The 16,438-nt window shown below is 59.1% G+C and carries 17 protein-coding genes and 1 pseudogene; 9 read left to right on the top strand and 9 right to left on the bottom strand.

Annotated elements, in window-relative coordinates:
* The first annotated feature begins 235 nt into the window (after positions 1-235).
* Together WNZ14_RS06180 and WNZ14_RS06185 are read left to right on the top strand one after the other, a co-directional pair.
* Positions 236-2,719 (top strand): methyl-accepting chemotaxis protein, encoded by a 2,484-nt coding sequence (locus tag WNZ14_RS06180; RefSeq protein WP_342867705.1) that lies wholly within the window; start codon positions 236-238, stop codon positions 2,717-2,719.
* Positions 2,719-3,195, top strand: a complete 477-nt coding sequence (locus WNZ14_RS06185; RefSeq protein ID WP_342867706.1) for a chemotaxis protein CheW — start codon at positions 2,719-2,721, stop codon at positions 3,193-3,195. Before WNZ14_RS06180 ends, WNZ14_RS06185 begins: the two co-directional genes overlap by 1 nt.
* Positions 3,196-3,316: 121 nt before the next feature.
* Here the strand turns inward: WNZ14_RS06185 and WNZ14_RS06190 are convergent, their stop codons facing one another.
* The 4 genes from WNZ14_RS06190 to dapD form a co-directional block, all read right to left on the bottom strand.
* Positions 3,317-3,919, bottom strand: a complete 603-nt coding sequence (locus tag WNZ14_RS06190; protein ID WP_342867707.1) for a hypothetical protein — start codon at positions 3,917-3,919, stop codon at positions 3,317-3,319.
* Between the two features lie 2 nt (positions 3,920-3,921).
* A complete protein-coding gene (dapE, locus tag WNZ14_RS06195; protein ID WP_342867708.1) occupies positions 3,922-5,130 on the bottom strand; it encodes a succinyl-diaminopimelate desuccinylase in 1,209 nt (402 codons plus the stop codon).
* Between the two features lie 62 nt (positions 5,131-5,192).
* Positions 5,193-5,573 (bottom strand): DUF805 domain-containing protein, encoded by a 381-nt coding sequence (locus tag WNZ14_RS06200; RefSeq protein WP_342867709.1) that lies wholly within the window; start codon positions 5,571-5,573, stop codon positions 5,193-5,195.
* A gap of 6 nt (positions 5,574-5,579) precedes the next feature.
* A complete protein-coding gene (gene dapD / locus WNZ14_RS06205; RefSeq protein WP_342867710.1) occupies positions 5,580-6,434 on the bottom strand; it encodes a 2,3,4,5-tetrahydropyridine-2,6-dicarboxylate N-succinyltransferase in 855 nt (284 codons plus the stop codon).
* A 147-nt stretch (positions 6,435-6,581) separates the two neighbouring features.
* Between dapD and WNZ14_RS06210 the strand changes: the two genes are divergently transcribed.
* Positions 6,582-7,436 (top strand): LOG family protein, encoded by an 855-nt coding sequence (locus WNZ14_RS06210; RefSeq protein WP_342867711.1) that lies wholly within the window; start codon positions 6,582-6,584, stop codon positions 7,434-7,436.
* Positions 7,437-7,494: 58 nt separating this feature from the next.
* On the opposite strand, the gene WNZ14_RS06215 is transcribed toward WNZ14_RS06210, so the two are convergent.
* Together WNZ14_RS06215 and WNZ14_RS06220 are read right to left on the bottom strand one after the other, a co-directional pair.
* Positions 7,495-8,097: a hypothetical protein gene (locus WNZ14_RS06215; RefSeq protein WP_342867712.1), complete on the bottom strand. Its 603-nt coding sequence runs from the start codon at positions 8,095-8,097 to the stop codon at positions 7,495-7,497.
* Positions 8,098-8,261: 164 nt separating this feature from the next.
* Positions 8,262-8,969 carry a pyrimidine 5'-nucleotidase gene (locus tag WNZ14_RS06220; RefSeq protein WP_342867713.1) on the bottom strand — a complete coding sequence of 236 codons (708 nt, stop codon included), beginning with the start codon at positions 8,967-8,969 and terminating at the stop codon, positions 8,262-8,264.
* Between the two features lie 151 nt (positions 8,970-9,120).
* On the opposite strand from WNZ14_RS06220, the gene WNZ14_RS06225 reads away from it, so the two are divergent.
* The 3 genes from WNZ14_RS06225 (at position 9,121) to WNZ14_RS06235 (ending at position 12,403) form a co-directional block, all read left to right on the top strand.
* Positions 9,121-9,936, top strand: a complete 816-nt coding sequence (locus tag WNZ14_RS06225; RefSeq protein WP_342867714.1) for a GGDEF domain-containing protein — start codon at positions 9,121-9,123, stop codon at positions 9,934-9,936.
* A gap of 160 nt (positions 9,937-10,096) precedes the next feature.
* On the top strand, positions 10,097-10,999 hold the full coding sequence (locus tag WNZ14_RS06230) for an EamA family transporter (protein ID WP_342867715.1): 903 nt from the start codon (positions 10,097-10,099) through the stop codon (positions 10,997-10,999).
* A gap of 87 nt (positions 11,000-11,086) precedes the next feature.
* Complete coding sequence (locus WNZ14_RS06235; RefSeq protein ID WP_342867716.1) at positions 11,087-12,403, top strand: alpha/beta hydrolase; 1,317 nt, start codon at positions 11,087-11,089, stop codon at positions 12,401-12,403.
* Between the two features lie 7 nt (positions 12,404-12,410).
* Here the strand turns inward: WNZ14_RS06235 and WNZ14_RS06240 are convergent, their stop codons facing one another.
* Positions 12,411-12,833, bottom strand: a complete 423-nt coding sequence (locus WNZ14_RS06240; protein ID WP_342867717.1) for a carboxymuconolactone decarboxylase family protein — start codon at positions 12,831-12,833, stop codon at positions 12,411-12,413.
* A complete protein-coding gene (locus WNZ14_RS06245) occupies positions 12,830-13,216 on the bottom strand; it encodes a MerR family transcriptional regulator (protein WP_342867718.1) in 387 nt (128 codons plus the stop codon). The genes WNZ14_RS06240 and WNZ14_RS06245 overlap by 4 nt, the downstream gene beginning before the upstream one ends.
* Positions 13,217-13,527: 311 nt before the next feature.
* On the opposite strand from WNZ14_RS06245, the pseudogene WNZ14_RS06250 reads away from it, so the two are divergent.
* A pseudogene (locus tag WNZ14_RS06250) lies at positions 13,528-14,007 on the top strand (methylated-DNA--[protein]-cysteine S-methyltransferase); the annotation flags it as partial.
* Between the two features lie 28 nt (positions 14,008-14,035).
* Here WNZ14_RS06250 and argB read toward each other — a convergent pair.
* Positions 14,036-14,932 (bottom strand): acetylglutamate kinase, encoded by an 897-nt coding sequence (gene argB, locus WNZ14_RS06255; protein WP_342867719.1) that lies wholly within the window; start codon positions 14,930-14,932, stop codon positions 14,036-14,038.
* Between the two features lie 177 nt (positions 14,933-15,109).
* Here argB and WNZ14_RS06260 point away from each other — a divergent pair, with 177 nt between their 5' ends.
* Together WNZ14_RS06260 and WNZ14_RS06265 are read left to right on the top strand one after the other, a co-directional pair.
* Complete coding sequence (locus WNZ14_RS06260) at positions 15,110-15,649, top strand: sigma-70 family RNA polymerase sigma factor (RefSeq protein ID WP_342867720.1); 540 nt, start codon at positions 15,110-15,112, stop codon at positions 15,647-15,649.
* Complete coding sequence (locus WNZ14_RS06265; RefSeq protein ID WP_342867721.1) at positions 15,646-16,347, top strand: anti-sigma factor; 702 nt, start codon at positions 15,646-15,648, stop codon at positions 16,345-16,347. The genes WNZ14_RS06260 and WNZ14_RS06265 overlap by 4 nt, the downstream gene beginning before the upstream one ends.
* Positions 16,348-16,438 lie beyond the last annotated feature (91 nt).

The following is a 16,438-nucleotide window of genomic DNA, read 5'->3' on the forward strand; positions in this document are numbered from 1 at the left end:
CAGGTCGGAAAAATTGTCTGAACCTGGCCCATCTGCGCGCTCAGGGGGTGCAGGTTGCTTCCCAAGCCTTGGACAAATCGACAATTTGTTGTCGCTTCTTAACCAAAAGGTAACGCAAAACGCGGAAAGGTTCTCTGGCCAGTATCCACAATTGCGTGGACCGCATGATGCCGTTCTGGTCGTCTTGGATTGAGCGAGACATGTCAACGAATCTGTTCGAAATCCGGGATTCCTGATGCTTATTTCGCGTAAATTGCCACTTGCTGCCGCGTTGCTCACAGTCGTGTCCATCGGGGTCGCGAGCGTTGTAAGCCTCCAGATTGGCTCCAGTGCGGTCAATGAAAAGATCACCGAGAAGCTTGAAGCAGTTGTTGACGGTCGTCGCAACCAGCTCGAAACCTTTCTTGCCAACCTTCAGCAGGACCTGACGGCGACGTCGCAAAACAACCTGATGCGTATTGCTCTGGAAGGCTTCAAGTATGATTGGGGCTTTCTCGGCGCCGACGTCACCCCGGAGCTGAAAAGACGCTACATCACCGAGAACCCGTTTCCCGAGGGTGAGCGCCAGAAATATGATACTGCGCAGAAGCCTGACGACGCAAAGATAAGCTCCTACGACCAGAGCCACGAGCGCTATCACCCGCAGCTCCGCGAGATGGCAGAGAGCCGCGGCTGGGAAGATTTCTTTCTTGTCGACATGAATGGCAACGTCATCTACTCGGTCAACAAACACGATGACTATGCCGGTAATCTCAGATCCGATGCCTTGAAGAACACCGGAATTGGAAAGGTGTTCGAAGGCATTCTCGGCAACGAGGTGACCGACAGGACCGTGTTTGCCGATTATGCGGCCTATCCGGCAGACAATGGTAAGCCGGCGGCTTTCATGGGCCATGCCCTGAATTCGCAGATGGGCATGGTCGGTGTCATCATCATCCGCGTGCCGAGCGGAAAGATCGCCGATATCATGTCCAATACAGCCGGCCTCGGTGAAACCGGCGAAACCATTCTTCTCAATTCAGACGGCTATCTGATCAGCGATTCCATCCGTACGGCAGATAACGACATGCTGACCGTCAAGATCGACAGCGATCTGCAGGAAAATGCCGCGGGCAGCGCAGTCGTCGTCGGCGACCTTGCTGGCTATCGCAACATGGACGCGAGTGCTGCCATGACCGGCGTCAAGTTCGACGGCGCCGACTGGACCGTTGCAGCGCTGATCGACAAGAGCGAAGCCGGCGCCAGCATGGTCATGATGCGCAATGCCATCCTCGGTCTCTCGCTCCTGCTCCTGCTTGGCGCCATTGCGGTCAGCACCTGGTTCTCGCGCTCGATGACCAAGCCGATTGAAGCGCTGGTGGAAAACATGCGCCGCCTTGCAGAAGGCGATACATCGATCGAACTGGCCGGTGAAAAGCGCAAGGATGAAATTGGTGAGATGGTGCGTTCGGTTGCGGTGTTCCGCAATGCCGCCATCGAGAAAGTAGCGCTCGAACGCGAAGCAGACGAGACCCGTTCCCAGACCGAAAAGAGACGCCACGACCGTGAAGCGGCCAAGGCGGAGGAAACTGCGCTCATGCAACAGGCCGTCGATTCCCTGGCGGATGGTCTTCACAAGCTTTCGGAAGGCGACCTGACGATCCGGCTTGAGCGGCCTTTCATCGAAAGTCTCGACAGATTGCGGGTCGATTTCAACGCCTCGGTCGAAAAGCTCAATGCCACGCTGAGCGATGTCAGCGAAAACATCATGGGCATCAACGGCGACACCGGCGAGCTGCGCGCGGCCGCTGACGACCTTTCACGCCGCACAGAGCAGCAGGCCGCCTCTCTCGAAGAGACATCCGCAGCGCTCGACGAGATCACCGCCACGGTCAAGAGTTCCTCCCAGCGGGCTGACGAAGCAACCACCCGGGTTGCCGAGGCCAAGCAGTCGACCGACAGCTCGAGCAAGGTGGTCGCAGAAGCGATCAGCGCCATGGGACGGATCGAAGACGCCTCCATGGAAATTTCGAAGATCATCAATGTGATCGATGAAATCGCTTTCCAGACCAACCTTCTGGCGCTCAATGCCGGTGTTGAGGCGGCGCGCGCAGGCGAGGCCGGAAAAGGCTTTGCTGTGGTTGCCCAGGAAGTCCGCGAACTGGCGCAGCGCTCGGCTACTGCTGCAAAGGACATCAAGGGCCTCATCAACAAGTCCGGCGAAGAGGTAAAGTCTGGCGTGACACTGGTGCGTGAGACCGGCGATGCGCTCGGCATGATCGCAAACCATGTCAACGCGATCAACGATCAGATCAACTCGATCGCAACAGCAGCACGCGAGCAGGCGGGTGGGCTGACGGAGATCAACTCCGCGGTCAACCAGATGGATCAGGTGACCCAGCAGAACGCCGCCATGGTTGAAGAAACCACCGCAGTCACCCACAGGCTCACCAGCGGCGCGGCCTCGCTTGAAAGCCTAGTGCGCCAGTTTAACCTTACAGGCAGCCGTCATGTCTCGGTTCCGGTGCAGGCGGCAATGCCTGGACCGGCCCACAAGACCGCTGCGTCAAATCCGGTCGGACGTTCCAAAGGTCCGACAGGCGTCAGCGCCTCCACCGCCGGGTCGCGTCCCGTTCAGTCACCGGCCAGAAACATGCTGAACACTGTCGCCCGCGCCTTTGGCGCTGGCAAGTCCAACAACCCAACCGCAGCGTCACAAGACGACTGGGAGGAATTTTGATGCAAGAGACCGCAAACAACAACGTGGCCAACAGCGGCTATCTTGAAATTATCTCGTTCCACCTGGGCAAGCAGGTGTTCTGCGTGAACATCATGTCGGTACGTGAAATCCGCGGCTGGGCGCCGTCGACCACCCTGCCGCACTCGCCGCCGCATGTTCTGGGCGTGATCAACCTGCGCGGATCGGTGATCCCGGTCATCGACATGGCGATCCGTCTTGGTCTGCCGGCCATCAAGCCGACCGAGCGCTCGGCAATCATCGTCACCAACATCGCCGGCAAGCTGGTTGGCCTGCTGGTCGAGAATGTGTCCGACATGATCACCGTCAACAACGCTGACCTGCAGCCTGCGCCAGACGTGTTGCCGGCAGCCGAACGCGCTTTGACCAAGGCGATCATCCCGGTTGACCAGCAGATGATCTGCTATCTCGATCTTGATGCGCTGTTCTCGACAGCCGATGATGATCTCGCCGCCTGATAACCAGCGGCGATTTTGAATTCTTCAGCCATCCCCTGTGCGTTCGGTCGAACGGGCAGGGGATGGCTGCTGCATTTCAGGATGCAGGTTTCGGCGGCGTTCCATGTGAAGCTGACCGGCTTTAGCCAGCGAGCGCACTGAAAGCGAGTTCAGAAATTGTAAGGCCGGTCATCACCATCATCAGGGTGATGAAGATTGTGATCATCAGGTCGCCTTCAACGCATATCCGGACCACCCTGTAGTAGAGCCAGATCACCGCGGCATAGACCGCCAGCGAAATGAAGGCATTGGCCGTATCGGACACCGGCGCCAGATAGCGCAGGGTTGCGGGAAAAAAACCGACATAGGCTGACAACAGGCCAAACCAGTTATTGACGACCACCAGTCGCGAGAACTTGCCGGAGAGGCCAAAGAGTTGGCAAACCGCCAGCAGCAGCACCGCCGGCAACACCCATGCGGCCACGTCGAAACTGCTTGAAGCGACAAAGAAGCGGAAAAACTCGGCCGCTGTTTCAGGTCGGGTTTCGGGTGCCGCGCGCCAGATGCCGGTCCAGAGAAAGCACTGCACCGGCCAGGTCCAGAAAAACGCTCCGAAGGACCGCCAGAAGCCATCCGGAGAAGTGTCGAACAAGCGCAGACCGTCGCGGTTTCCCAAAATCAGGTAAAACAGCCCCGCCAGAGACCTGCCGGCTTCCAGCCGCGTTGGAATGACGCCACCCGCCAAGATCAGCGTGCCTCGGCAGAGGAAGCGTACCGCTCGAACCAGCGCTCGATGAACAGCTCGTAGATGCCGGTCAGGCTTTCGAGGTCGCTGAGCGCCACCCGTTCATCCACCATGTGCATGGTCTTGCCGACAAGTCCGAATTCGACCACGGGGCAATAATCCTTGATGAAGCGGGCGTCCGAGGTGCCGCCGGTCGTCGACAGCGCCGGTGTCCGCCCGGTAGCCTCCGCAACGGCTTCCGACAGCGCCTCAATCAGTGCGTTGTCGCGCGTCAGGAACGAAGGCGAAGACCGCGCGTCGAATTCGACGCTGTAGCGCACGGGGTCTCGCCCGGGCCGCAGAGCGGTGTTCTTTGAAGCCTGTTCCAGCCGTCTGCGCAGTTCTTGAGCCAAGGTTTCGGCAGTCCAGATATCGTTGAAGCGGATGTTGAACCGGGCAGTCGTACGCGCCGGGATCACATTGGTGGCCGTGTTGCCGGTATCGATGCTGGTGACTTCCAGATTGGAAGGCGGAAACCGCTCGTTGCCGGCATCAAGCAGCGGATCAAGCAGTGCGTCCACAAGCGAGACCATGCCGCGCAGCGGGTTGTCGGCCAGATGCGGATAGGCGACATGACCCTGCACGCCGTCCACTCTGAGCGTGCCAGACAGCGAGCCGCGCCGGCCGATCTTGATCATGTCTCCCATCTGGTCCGGGTTGGTCGGTTCGCCGACCACAGCGGCGTCCCAGTGTTCGCCCTTTGCCTTGGCATAGGCGAGCAGTTTCTCGGTCCCGTTGACCGAGGGCCCTTCCTCGTCGCCCGTGATCAGCAGCGACACCGAGCCTTCCGGCACGCCCTTGCGCTCGATCAGCCGTGCGAGAGCAGAGACGAAACAGGCAATGCCGCCCTTCATGTCGACCGCGCCGCGGCCATACATCTCGCCATCGACAATCTCGGCGCCAAACGGCCCTTGCGTCCACGCGCCCTCGTCGCCCACCGGCACCACGTCGGTATGGCCGGCGAACATCAGATGCGGACCGTTTGCCCCAAGCCGTGAATAGAGGTTGTCCACATCCGGTGTGCCCTCGTCGGAGAAGGTCACCCGATCGTTGGAAAAGCCGAGTTGGCTCAGCATGGCGGCGAGGGTCGTCAGCGCTCCGCCCTCCTCTGGAGTGACCGAGGGGCAGCGGATCAGCGCGGCGAGTGTCTGTGCAGGATCAGTAAGTTTCATGCTTCGTGATTAGACGATTGGCCCGATACTGTCGACTGTTGCTGACGAGCCAAAACGTCCGATCAGTATCCCGGCCTATCCGGCGCCGGTCCGTGTTTGTTCGGACCTTTGGCCGATGGCCAAAGCGTGATGATCAGTAGCATGAACAATGAGGCTGCCGGGATAACCAGAACGGCCACCAGAATGGCTGGCAGGCCAGCATCGTGCAGGCGCTTGATGCTCATGACGGCAATAGACCATGCAGCCGGTAGAAAGCTGAAGATGATGCCGAAGCCTGCCATGGTCATTGCCTGGCTGTCGGCTTCGGCACGAACCGCGGCCGAAATTGGAATCGCCAGCACCGCCATCCAGAACAGCAGGGCCCAGGCATAGGCGCGACGCGATAGCCGTCCGGAAACGCTGAACAGAAGCCAGCGCATGCGGGAGCCGGGTCGCCGCGCCATGAGGGCCTAGTCCCTGAGCAGTTCGTTGATGCCGGTCTTCGACCGGGTCTGCGCGTCGACTGTCTTGACGATCACTGCGCAATAAAGGTTCGGCGCGGCCTCGCCGTTGCCCATGGTGCGCGAGGTTGGCATCGAGCCTGCGACGACCACCGAATAGGGGGGCACCTCGCCGTAGCTGACCTCGCCGGTCATCCGGTTGACGATCTTGGTCGACTTGCCGATGTAGACACCCATGCCGAGCACCGAGCCCTCGCGGATGATGCAGCCTTCCACGACTTCAGACCGCGCGCCGATGAAGCAATTGTCCTCGATGATCGTGGGGCCGGCCTGGAGCGGCTCGAGTACGCCGCCGATACCAACGCCGCCGGACAGGTGCACATTCTTGCCGATCTGCGCGCAGGAGCCGACCGTTGCCCAGCCATCGACCATCGAGCCTTCATCGACATAGGCGCCGAGATTGACGAAGGACGGCATCAGCACAACATTCTTGCCGACGAACGAGCCGCGACGGACGATTGAGCCTGGAACAGCACGGAAACCTGCGCGTTCGAACTCGTTGGCGGTCCAGCCCTCGAATTTCGACGGCACCTTGTCCCACCACACGGCATCGCCAGGTCCGCCCTTGATCACTTCCATCGGGTTCAGCCGGAACGACAGCAGCACCGCTTTCTTGAGCCACTGATTGACGGTCCATGTACCGTCATCACCGCGTTCGGCGACACGGGCCTGGCCAAGATCAAGCAGGTTGAGCGCAGTCTCGACCGCATCGCGAACCTCTCCGCGGGTAGATGTGGAAACAGCGTCGCGGTTGTCAAATGCGGTTTCGATCGTACTGGCGAGGGCGGCCAAATCATGTTTCATCGTGGCGATTCCTTAAGGTTCAACGTCTAGTGTGGGCGGACCTGGCAATACGAAGCCGGACCGTCAGCGCCGTTGCACATCTCCTAAGCGAGGCAGGGCGCGGGGTCAATTCCGGTCCGTCCGCCAACGCCAAACGGGAATGCTCTGATGAATGCCAATCGCACAAATGAAGTATGGGATCCGCTGGCCGACAGCCGGCAGGACAAGTTGCGCGCCGACCGCCAGCCCAAGACCCCCCAAAGCATGTCACCGGCCTACCGGCTGGCCTATGCTGACGAGGATTTTCTGTGCCGCGAGGAACTCAGGCCGGTTCGGCTGCAGCTGGAACTGCTCAAGCCGGAAATGATTCTCACGGAAGCCGGTATCCGGTCGACCGTTGTGATGTTCGGTGGCGCACGAATCCCCGAACCCGGCAAGGATCCATGGGCCGCCAAGAACGAGACCCAGGCAAAAAACCTGACCGCCGCATCCCGCTACTACGATGAGGCCCGTGCCTTCGCGCGGATCTGTTCGACCCATTCGCTTGCCACAAAAGGTCAGGAATTCGTCGTCTGCACCGGTGGCGGGCCCGGCGTGATGGAGGCAGGAAACCGCGGTGCGCATGATGTCGGCGCAGCCTCGATCGGACTCAACGTGGTGTTGCCGCATGAACAGGCGCCCAATGAATATGTGACGCCGGAGTTCAGCCTGAACTTTCACTATTTTGCCATCCGCAAGATGCATTTCCTGATGCGGGCCAAGGCGGTCACGATTTTTCCCGGTGGCTTCGGAACCCTGGATGAATTGTTCGAATCGCTGACCCTGATCCAGACCGGTCGCATGGAACATGTACCGCTGATCCTGTTCGGATCAGAGTTCTGGAATTCGATCGTTGATTTTCAGGCGCTGGCCGATTTCGGCACGATTTCGCCTGACGATCTCGACCTGCTCAATTTCGTCGATACCGCCGATGAGGCCTGGTCGATCATCGCCAAGCACTACGACATCACAAAGTCTTCATGAAAAGAGCCAGGCCGGATGCTAATCCGGCCTGGCTCTTGTTCTTGCTGATCAATCAGGATCAGTTATTGTCGGCACGCTCGCGGTAGAAGTCGGTGATGTCGATCTTCTTGTCGCCATTGCGGTCGAAACGGTCGAACATCTTGGCGTCGAGTGCTGTGAATTCCTCGAGGCTGATTTCACCGTTCTTGTCGGCATCAAGGCGCTCCATGCGTGGGCCGCCATGATGATCGCCCCGGCCTTCACCTCTGCCTTCACCCTTGTGCTTGCGGTCATGATTGTCAGCCATCCGGCCATCACGGTCGCCGTGCTTGCCCATCTTCTCGCCATCCTTCATCGCGGCGCGCTCGGCGCGGCGTTCCTCGCGTTTCTGGTCACGCATTTCCTTGCGCATGTCGCCAAAAGCCTTGAGTTCGTCCTTGCTCAGCGAGCCGGACTTGTCCGTGTCCACGCTTTGGAACATTGCAAGGCGATTTGCCGAGACTTCATCAAGCATGACGGCACCGTCGCGGTTGGCGTCAAACCGTTCCATCAGGCGCTCGATGCGCGGGCCATGTCCCTGTCCATGGCGAGGTCCGTCGCCCTTGTTCTGTGCAGCAAAGGCCGGTGCGGCGGTTGAGGCGATCAGGGCCGCGGCGAGGGTGGCAAGAATTGTTTTCTTCATGAGTGAGATCCTTGATTGAGATGTTGTGTTCTGCCCACTCAATCTGGTGGCTGCGACCGGAAACCACCACTTAAACCCCTGTAATGTAGATTAAATGTTGGAAAGGTTTGAGCGCGCGGCTGCCCAGGCAATCATGCGCAGGCCCTGCGTTCAGGCCCCGATATTCAGGAAAGCGCCGCGTTCAGGAAGACCGCAAGATCGTCCGTGATATGGTCGATATGCTCGCCGTCCTTGCCCTCATGTTCCCATACATCGTCGAGCATCACGTCCAGATTGTTGGGAACGATCAGGACAGTGCGCATACCCAGCGAATGTGGCGCCAGAAGATTGCGAGGCAGGTCCTCGAACATCGCCGCCTTCTCCTTGTGAACGCCATGCCTCGTCAAGAACCGGTCATAGGTTTCGGGCGCGGGCTTGGGCAGAAGGTCGGCCGCGACAATATCGAAAATTTCGTCGAAATGGTCGAGAATCCCAAGCGCTCTGGCTGTCCGCTCGGCGTGCGGCGTGTCACCATTGGTGAAAATGAACTTGCGGCCCGGCAGCGCCTTGATCGCCTCTGCGAGCGCCGGGTCCGGTTTCACCCACGAGTAATCGATGTCGTGAACCTTCTCGAGGAAATCGTTCGCATCGATCCCGTGATGCAGCATAAGCCCTTTCAGCGTCGTGCCGTGCTCCCGGTAATACTTCTTCTGAATGCCGCGTGCGGCGTCGTGATCGAGGCCAAGCAGGTTGCGGACATACTCGGTCATTTTCTTGTCGATCTGCGAGAACAGGTCGGTGTGACGCGGGTAAAGCGTGTTGTCGAGATCAAACACCCATTCTGTGACGTGGGCGAAGGCTGCGGGATCGGGCAGGGCCGATTTGTTGGGCATGAAAACCTCAATGTTGTCTGGTAAACTGTCGGTGTGGTTCAACCTGGTACACCGGCGTGAAATGTAAACGACAGATTTACCTACTCTGTACACCCGCTGTCAAAACTATCCTGCGATTCAACTGGTGATGGAACATCAGGATGCGCCAGCCATGCAGAATACCGGCAGATTGCCGAACATTTCCCGTGTCATGATCAGAAGGATTGTCATCCTGACCACGGGATCGGTTGCGATGTCATTGCTGATTACAGCGTCAATCATGTACCTGATCGGCGAGACTGGAGCGATGGTTCTGGCCTTGACGATCGCCGGATTCTGTCCACTGCTGGTGACGCCGCCGGCGGCCTATTTGTTTTACCGGCAAACCAGCGAACTTGAGGCTGCGCTCGACGCTCTCTGCCAGGCGCACCAGAACCTGTTTGAGGTTCATGCCAAGCTGAAGGTTGCTCACAAGGACCTTGAGCACAAGGCAAACCACGACAGCATGACCGGCCTTGCCAACCGTGACTCTTTTCTTGATCGCCTCTCCGAGGTCAAGAGCTCTATCGAACAGGGCTATCTGTTGATGATCGATGCTGACAGGTTCAAGCAGATCAATGATATTTACGGACACGATGCCGGAGACCGCGCCTTGCTCGCCGTTGCAAGTGCGATATCCGATTCGATCCGAGCCACAGACTTCGGTGCGCGAATCGGCGGCGAGGAGTTCGCTATCATTTTGGGTGGAGCCAACAGAGAAAGCGCACTCAAGATAGCCGAGCGCGTTCGCGTCAATGTTGAACAGATGTGCGTCACGACCGCTGACCGAAAGCAGCTGAGGGTGACGGTCAGCATCGGTGGAGCTGCGTTCGGTCCCCTGTCGTGTTCCATGGAGATCATGCGTGCGGCTGACACGCAGCTCTATCAGGCAAAGCGCAGCGGCCGAAATATGGTCTGCATCGGCAACGAGTTCACCCGCGCGGCCTGATGTCTCGCCTAAGCTGCGATTCAATCCGCCTTGATCAGACTTGTCGCGGAGCGCATCAGCCTGATAGACCGCAGCTGTCATCCTTTTTGGCCCGGCTTCGATCGTTGTGAAGGCGGGCCATATCACGTCTACGTCTTCAGACAGGAAATATCACCCCAAGATGGAAACCTGGGTTCTCATCACGATAACCGCGGCGTTCCTGCAGAACATCCGCTCGGTCTTGCAAAAGCACCTCAAGGGGGTGATGGGCACCACTGGCGCGACCTTCGTCCGTTTCGGCTTTGGTGTGCCGTTTGCATTGGTCTTTGTGGCCCTTTTGGCCTTTGGCCTCGATTATCCGCTGCCACGACCAAATGCGAGCTTTTTCGGCTGGGTGATGCTGGCAGCGCTGGCTCAGATCGCGGCACAGGCCTTGTTGATCCAGATGTTCAGCCATCGCAACTTTACCGTAGGCACTGCCTATTCGCGCACCGAACCAGCGCAGGCGGCCCTGTTTGGATTGATCTTCCTCGGCGACAGGGTGGGGGCCGGAACGCTCGTTGCCATCGCCATCAGCCTGGTCGGCGTCGTGCTGATCTCGGTCGCCCGCTCAGCCGCGGGTGCTCAGGCATTGCTGCGTTCGGTCTTTTCCCGCACAGCGGCGCTGGGACTGGCGTCAGGAACAATGTTCGGAATTGCCGCTGTCGGTTACCGGGCCGCTTCGCTGTCGCTGGGCGGGCCGAATTTCATGATGCAGGCTGCAGTCACGCTGCTCGCAGCCATCGTGCTGCAGACCATCGTCATGCTGATATGGATGTCGTTCAAGGCGCCCGGCGAACTGGGTCGCGTCCGAGCGGCGTGGAAAATATCGGCGATGGTAGGACTGGTTGGCGCCACAGCATCGTTTGGCTGGTTCATGGCCATGACGCTGCAGACCGCAGCCGTGGTGAAGGCTTTGGCGCAGGTCGAAATGATTTTCACATTCGCCTCGTCGGTGTTAGTCTTTCGTGAACATGTCAACAAAATCGAAATTGCAGGCTGCATCCTGATTGTGGCAGGCATACTTGTGCTTCTGCTGGTCTGATCGGCAGTATGGCGACAGTTGGTCGATTTCGGCTTGGCCAATCTATCTGACGGAAACGGAACTTCTATGCCTGCGTGGCGCCTGACAATGATGAAGCTATCATCGGTACCGGTTCGGAAATCGGCCCGTGCGGGTTTGCTCTTGCTTGCGCCGTTGCTGTTGAGTTGCGCGAGCCCGCCCGAAGGCGTGCTGTCTCCGGTGGCTCAGACTTCGCCGGATGCGACAGAGGTGTCGATCATGGTCGCCACCACACGTGCGCCGTCCGAAAATCCGGGCCTGCTATACTCCGGCGAGCGTGGCGATGCGATCGATTTCAATGAACTGGTGATATCGATCCCGCCCGAAGCCAACCGCAAGGTCGGCGAGGTGCAGTGGCCGAAGAAACTGCCGGCCAATCCAGCGCGCGAGTTTGCCACGCTGTCGGCAAAACCGTTTACCACCGTCGACGGGGTCGAGGCCTGGTACCAGCGCAACAAATCACCAACCGGACGTCTGCTGATCTTCGTGCACGGGTTCAACACCCGCTATGAAAGTGCGGTCTACCGATTTGCCCAGATCGCCCATGACAGCAACACCGACGCCACGCCGGTAATGTTCACCTGGCCCTCTCGTGGCTCTGTGTTCGATTATGGCTATGACAAGGAAAGCACCAACTATTCCCGCTCTGCGCTGGAGGCCCTCCTGGCCAGCGCTGCCGAATCGCCCGAAATCAAGGACATCACCATTCTGGCCCACTCCATGGGCACCTGGCTGACTATGGAATCGCTGCGCCAGATGGCGATCCGCAACGACGGGGTGCCATCCAAGATCAGCAATGTCATCCTCGCGTCTCCTGACCTTGATGTGGATGTCTTCCGTCAGCAATTGGCCGACATGGGGCGGAAGCGACCAAAATTCACGGTCTTTGTCTCGAAGGATGACCGTGCCTTGACGCTGTCGCGGCGGATTTCCGGCAATGTCGACCGGCTTGGCCAGATCGACATCAGCAATCAGGTCTATCGCGATGAGTTCGAACGTGGAGGCATCACCATCCTAGATCTATCTGCATTGCAGGTAGGCGATCGCCTCAACCATTCAAAATTCGCCGAAAGCCCGGAAGTGGTCAAACTGCTGGGTCAGCGGCTGATCGATGGCCAGGCGGTCACCGACCAGGATCTCGGCCTTGGCGCAGAACTGGGCGCCACGGCCATGTCCGTGTCCAATACGGTAGGCTCGGCCGCGGGCATGGCAATTTCCGCCCCAATCGCGATTCTTGATCCGAAAGCACGCGATACCTTCGACGCCCAATCCCGGCGCTTCGGCAAGGGCCTCGGCGACAGCATTCTGGGTGTGACGACGGGGTTGAGTGCTGGATCAATTGGTGCGCGGCGCCAGTGCGGACGGACGGGTGAAACCTGTCAGTAAGACAAAGTCAGGATGCCAGCGCATCCTGCTCCTCGAACAATTGCATTGCCACATTCATGCCGTTGATGGCCGCCGGCATGCCGCCGTAAACCGACATCTGCAGGATGACCTCGAGCAATTCGCGCCGGTTTGCACCCGCCGCCAGCGCGTGCTCGAGATTGACGCGCAGTTGTGGTCCTGTCTGTCCACCGAGCGCCGTCAGTGCCGCGACCGTGGCGATCTGACGGGTCTTCAGATCCAGCCCTTCGCGGGCATAGAGCCGGCCATAGGCGAATTCGACCAGGGTTTCGGCGAAATCGGGAAACTGCTCGTCGTAGCGTTGCGAGAGCACCTCTTCGAGGCCGGGATTGAGTTGGGCGACAATCGCACGGCCGCGCTCAAGCGCGGTCTGGGGGGAACCCTGGGTGTCGGCGGTCGTGTTCGATGTCATCTCAAATACCTCTTCTTGTCGGCAAGCTCATGCCTGGCTTCGATCTCGTGATAATTGGCAATCTTGTATTCGAGCAGCACGGCGCAGGCGTTGAGTTCCTCGATCCGCTCAAGAACTAGCGCATGCTGGGTTTCCAGCATGACGCGGCGATTGGCAGAGGTGGCATTGCCCTTGGCCCGCATCAGCGCGTAGCGCTTCATGTCATCCAGGCTCATGCCGGTGGCTTTGAGCGCCTTGAGAAAGTCGATCCAACGCACCGCGTCTGGATCATAAAGCCGTTGTCCGCCCTTGCGGAACGGCGGGTCGATCAGACCGATCTTTTCATAGTACCGCAGTGTATCGATGCTCAGCCCGGTCAGCTCAGACAGCTTTCCGATCTTCATACCGTCGCGCCGTTTTGTATCTCGGTTGCAGCTTCAGACATCACCATCTCCTGTTCTCCAATTGCCAGTGTGGACAAAGTCTACGAGCTGGAGTGTGGTTCAGGTCAAGCGCCTTTCGGCATTTTTTCAGGCAACGAGCAGATTTCCGGCGGCATGGGCCGGGCCTGCAGGACAATTTGCGTGTTTTCGACAGGTCAGAACCGCCGGGCCGGATTGAGCGCCATGGCGGATGCGGCTAGCGTGGTTCTCTGATTCAGTGTGGCTTCAGGAGAGACGCCATGGCCGAACATCACCCGAAACATTTTGTGCTCTGGATTGATACGCCGATCGGCCCGCTGCGGGCGGTTGCCGATGAGACCCATCTGCTTGGGCTTGAATTTCACGATGATGGCTCAGATCTCGAAACGCGGGTTGCGCCAGTCCGGAGCGCGCCGCTTGTCCAGATCGAAGCGGAGCTCAAGGCCTATTTTGCCGGGGAAAGCGCCGAGTTTCGCACGCCGCTGAAAACCGGCGGCAATGAACTCGAGCGCAAGGTCTGGGACAGGCTGCTTCAGGTGCCTCTGGGTGAAACCTGCTCTTATGGCGATATTGCCCGCGACACTGCCACCATCGAGACGGTACGCGTCGTGGCCAGATATTGCGGGACCAATCCCATTCCGGTGGTCATCCCCTGTCACCGCTGCATCGGATCGGACGGATCGCTGACCGGTTTCGGCGGCGGGCTGTGGCGCAAGAAATGGTTGTTGCGGCACGAAGGCCGGATGCGGCCTGTCGGGCTGTTTGCTCTCTGAACTGAAAACAGGCCCAGACCGGCACGCCTTACGGAACCAGCAGGGTTCCCGCACCGTGGGCGGTGAAGAGCTCCAGAAGCACCGCATGCGGCGTCTTGCCATTGAGAATGACCACGCCCTTTACTCCGCGCTCGATCGCTTCGATGCAGGTTTCCACCTTGGGGATCATACCGCCCGAAATCGTACCGTCGGCAATCAACGCCTTGGCTTCGCTGACGGTCAATTCGTCGATCAGCTTCTTGTCCTGGTCGAGAACGCCAGGCACGTCGGTCAGGAACAGCAGCCGCGAAGCCTCGCAAGCGCCGGCGATGGCCCCTGCAAAAGTATCGGCGTTGATATTGTAGGTGTGGCCGTCGCGTCCCGGAGCCACTGGCGCCAGCACGGGGATCATTTCGGATTTGGCCAGCAGATCGAGCAAGGTGCGGTCGACTTCCACTGGTTCGCCGACAAAACCAAGATCAAGCACCCGCTCGATGTTTGAATCGGGGTCGACAAAGGTCTTCTGCGCCTTTTCGGCATAGACCATGTTGCCATCCTTGCCGCAAAGCCCGATGGCCCATTCGCCCTCGGCATTGATCAGTGCAACGATTTCCTTGTTGATCGAGCCGGCCAGAACCATCTCGACGATCTCGACAGTTTTCTCGTCTGTGACCCGCAATCCGCCTTCAAACTTTGATTCAATACCCATCTTGGCCAGCATCGCCCCGATCTGCGGGCCGCCGCCATGAACCACGATCGGATTGACGCCCGACTGTTTCAAGAGCGCTATGTCCTGGGCAAAGGCCTTGCCGAGTGCCGCATTGCCCATGGCATGGCCGCCATATTTGACCACGACGGTCTTGTTTTCGTAGCGCTGCATGTAGGGCAGCGCCTCTGCAAGAAGGCGCGCTTGGGTTGCGGCATCGCTGTTTGAGGTCTCAGACATTGGCGTGGCATCCCGATTTGGCGTGAGCCCAAGAGGCAAAAGGTCCGGCGCTGTTTAGCGGCATTCCGTTCCGGCTTCAATGATTGAGGCATCCAAATTTAGGATTTTGCAGTAATGGCATCAGCAGGGTATGAAACTATCACCAAAGACCGGATGAGCGGAGAATCCGATTCCAACATGAGCCAAGATGAACTCTCTGGACTGATAGCACGCACCGCGTTGGGCGACCGCGTGGCATTTTCGTCACTTTATTCGCAGACAAGCGCGAAACTATTTGGCGTCGCCCTCCGTATTCTCAAGGACAGGGCACAGGCCGAAGACGCCATTCAGGAGGTCTACGTCCGTGTCTGGCGTCGCGCCGGCAGTTTCCGGTCGGACCAGGCGTCTGCCATGGCGTGGCTTGTCACCATAGCGCGCAATCAGGCGATCGACCTGATCCGCGCCCGCCAGCCAGCAACGCTGGAGTATGACGACGCGCCTGATGTTGCAGATTCGGCGCCGGATCCCGAGGCCAAGGCGATGCTGAGTGGCGAAGGTCGTCGTATCGAAGGCTGCCTTGGGGAGTTGGAAGCAGACAAGGCTGCCGCAGTGGTGGCTGCCTATGTGGAGGGGCTGAGTTATCAGGAGCTGGCAGAGCACAATGCTGTGCCGCTTAATACAATGAGAACCTGGCTGCGACGCAGCCTGTTGAAACTGAGAGAGTGCCTGAACCGATGAGCACCGGTGCACAAATACCCGATGACAACGCCTTGGCAGGTGAGTACGTGCTTGGCGTGCTGCCGCTTGCCGAGCGCCGCATGGTCGAGGAGCGTATCGCCCGCGACAGCGAATTTGCGACGCTTGTTACCTCCTGGCAGGCGGACCTCTCAAATCTCGATGAGTCCTATCAGCCTCAAACCCCTCCCCAGGGTGTGAAGGCACGGATCGACGCACGCCTGTTTGCAGAAACTGCAAAACCGGCTGGCGGCCTTTGGGGTTCGCTGGTCTTCTGGCGTGGCCTTGCACTGGCATCGGTCACAGCAGCTGCAGCCTTCGGCATCTACAATGGCAATTTTGATGTAAATGGTGGACCTGATGCCGGGCCGGCGCTGGTCGCCGAGCTCGGCGCGCCGGGCAGCGCGGTCGGCCTTGTTGCTGCGCTGGATCCGGCCAATGGCGCCTTCACCATCACGCCGGCTGCGTTTTCGCCCGATGACGGCAAGTCGCTTGAATTGTGGCTGGTGCAGGGTGACGGCGTCCCGGTCTCGCTAGGGCTGGTGCCTGCGGATGGTGGCCGTCTGGTGCTCGATCAGTCGCTGGTCCAGAAGATTTCCGACGGCAACCTGCTGGCGGTCAGCGTTGAGCCCCTCGGCGGATCGCCCACTGGCGTTGCAACCGGCCCCGTTGTGCTGTCGGGCGCTCTTTCAAAAAAATAATTAGGGTTTCTGAAACTTTTTCCCAATTGCTCCCGTCTTCCTCTTTAACCGCCGCAAAATAATGCGGCGGGTGACCAAAGGCCCGGATGAT

It is taken from the genome of Hoeflea sp. AS60, from assembly GCF_038900115.1.
Classification (GTDB): domain Bacteria; phylum Pseudomonadota; class Alphaproteobacteria; order Rhizobiales; family Rhizobiaceae; genus Hoeflea.

Bases quoted from the DNA above. Each gene is read 5' to 3' on its own strand.
- WNZ14_RS06180 (WP_342867705.1), top strand. From the start codon at position 236: ATGCTTATTTCGCGTAAATTGCCACTTGCTGCCGCGTTGCTCACAGTC.
- WNZ14_RS06185 (WP_342867706.1), top strand. From the start codon at position 2,719: ATGCAAGAGACCGCAAACAACAACGTGGCCAACAGCGGCTATCTTGAA.
- dapE (WP_342867708.1), bottom strand. From the start codon at position 5,130: ATGAAACTTACTGATCCTGCACAGACACTCGCCGCGCTGATCCGCTGC.
- WNZ14_RS06200 (WP_342867709.1), bottom strand. From the start codon at position 5,573: ATGGCGCGGCGACCCGGCTCCCGCATGCGCTGGCTTCTGTTCAGCGTT.
- dapD (WP_342867710.1), bottom strand. From the start codon at position 6,434: ATGAAACATGATTTGGCCGCCCTCGCCAGTACGATCGAAACCGCATTT.
- WNZ14_RS06210 (WP_342867711.1), top strand. From the start codon at position 6,582: ATGAATGCCAATCGCACAAATGAAGTATGGGATCCGCTGGCCGACAGC.
- WNZ14_RS06215 (WP_342867712.1), bottom strand. From the start codon at position 8,097: ATGAAGAAAACAATTCTTGCCACCCTCGCCGCGGCCCTGATCGCCTCA.
- WNZ14_RS06220 (WP_342867713.1), bottom strand. From the start codon at position 8,969: ATGCCCAACAAATCGGCCCTGCCCGATCCCGCAGCCTTCGCCCACGTC.
- WNZ14_RS06225 (WP_342867714.1), top strand. From the start codon at position 9,121: ATGCAGAATACCGGCAGATTGCCGAACATTTCCCGTGTCATGATCAGA.
- WNZ14_RS06230 (WP_342867715.1), top strand. From the start codon at position 10,097: ATGGAAACCTGGGTTCTCATCACGATAACCGCGGCGTTCCTGCAGAAC.
- WNZ14_RS06235 (WP_342867716.1), top strand. From the start codon at position 11,087: ATGATGAAGCTATCATCGGTACCGGTTCGGAAATCGGCCCGTGCGGGT.
- WNZ14_RS06240 (WP_342867717.1), bottom strand. From the start codon at position 12,833: ATGACATCGAACACGACCGCCGACACCCAGGGTTCCCCCCAGACCGCG.
- WNZ14_RS06245 (WP_342867718.1), bottom strand. From the start codon at position 13,216: ATGAAGATCGGAAAGCTGTCTGAGCTGACCGGGCTGAGCATCGATACA.
- argB (WP_342867719.1), bottom strand. From the start codon at position 14,932: ATGTCTGAGACCTCAAACAGCGATGCCGCAACCCAAGCGCGCCTTCTT.
- WNZ14_RS06260 (WP_342867720.1), top strand. From the start codon at position 15,110: ATGAGCCAAGATGAACTCTCTGGACTGATAGCACGCACCGCGTTGGGC.
- WNZ14_RS06265 (WP_342867721.1), top strand. From the start codon at position 15,646: ATGAGCACCGGTGCACAAATACCCGATGACAACGCCTTGGCAGGTGAG.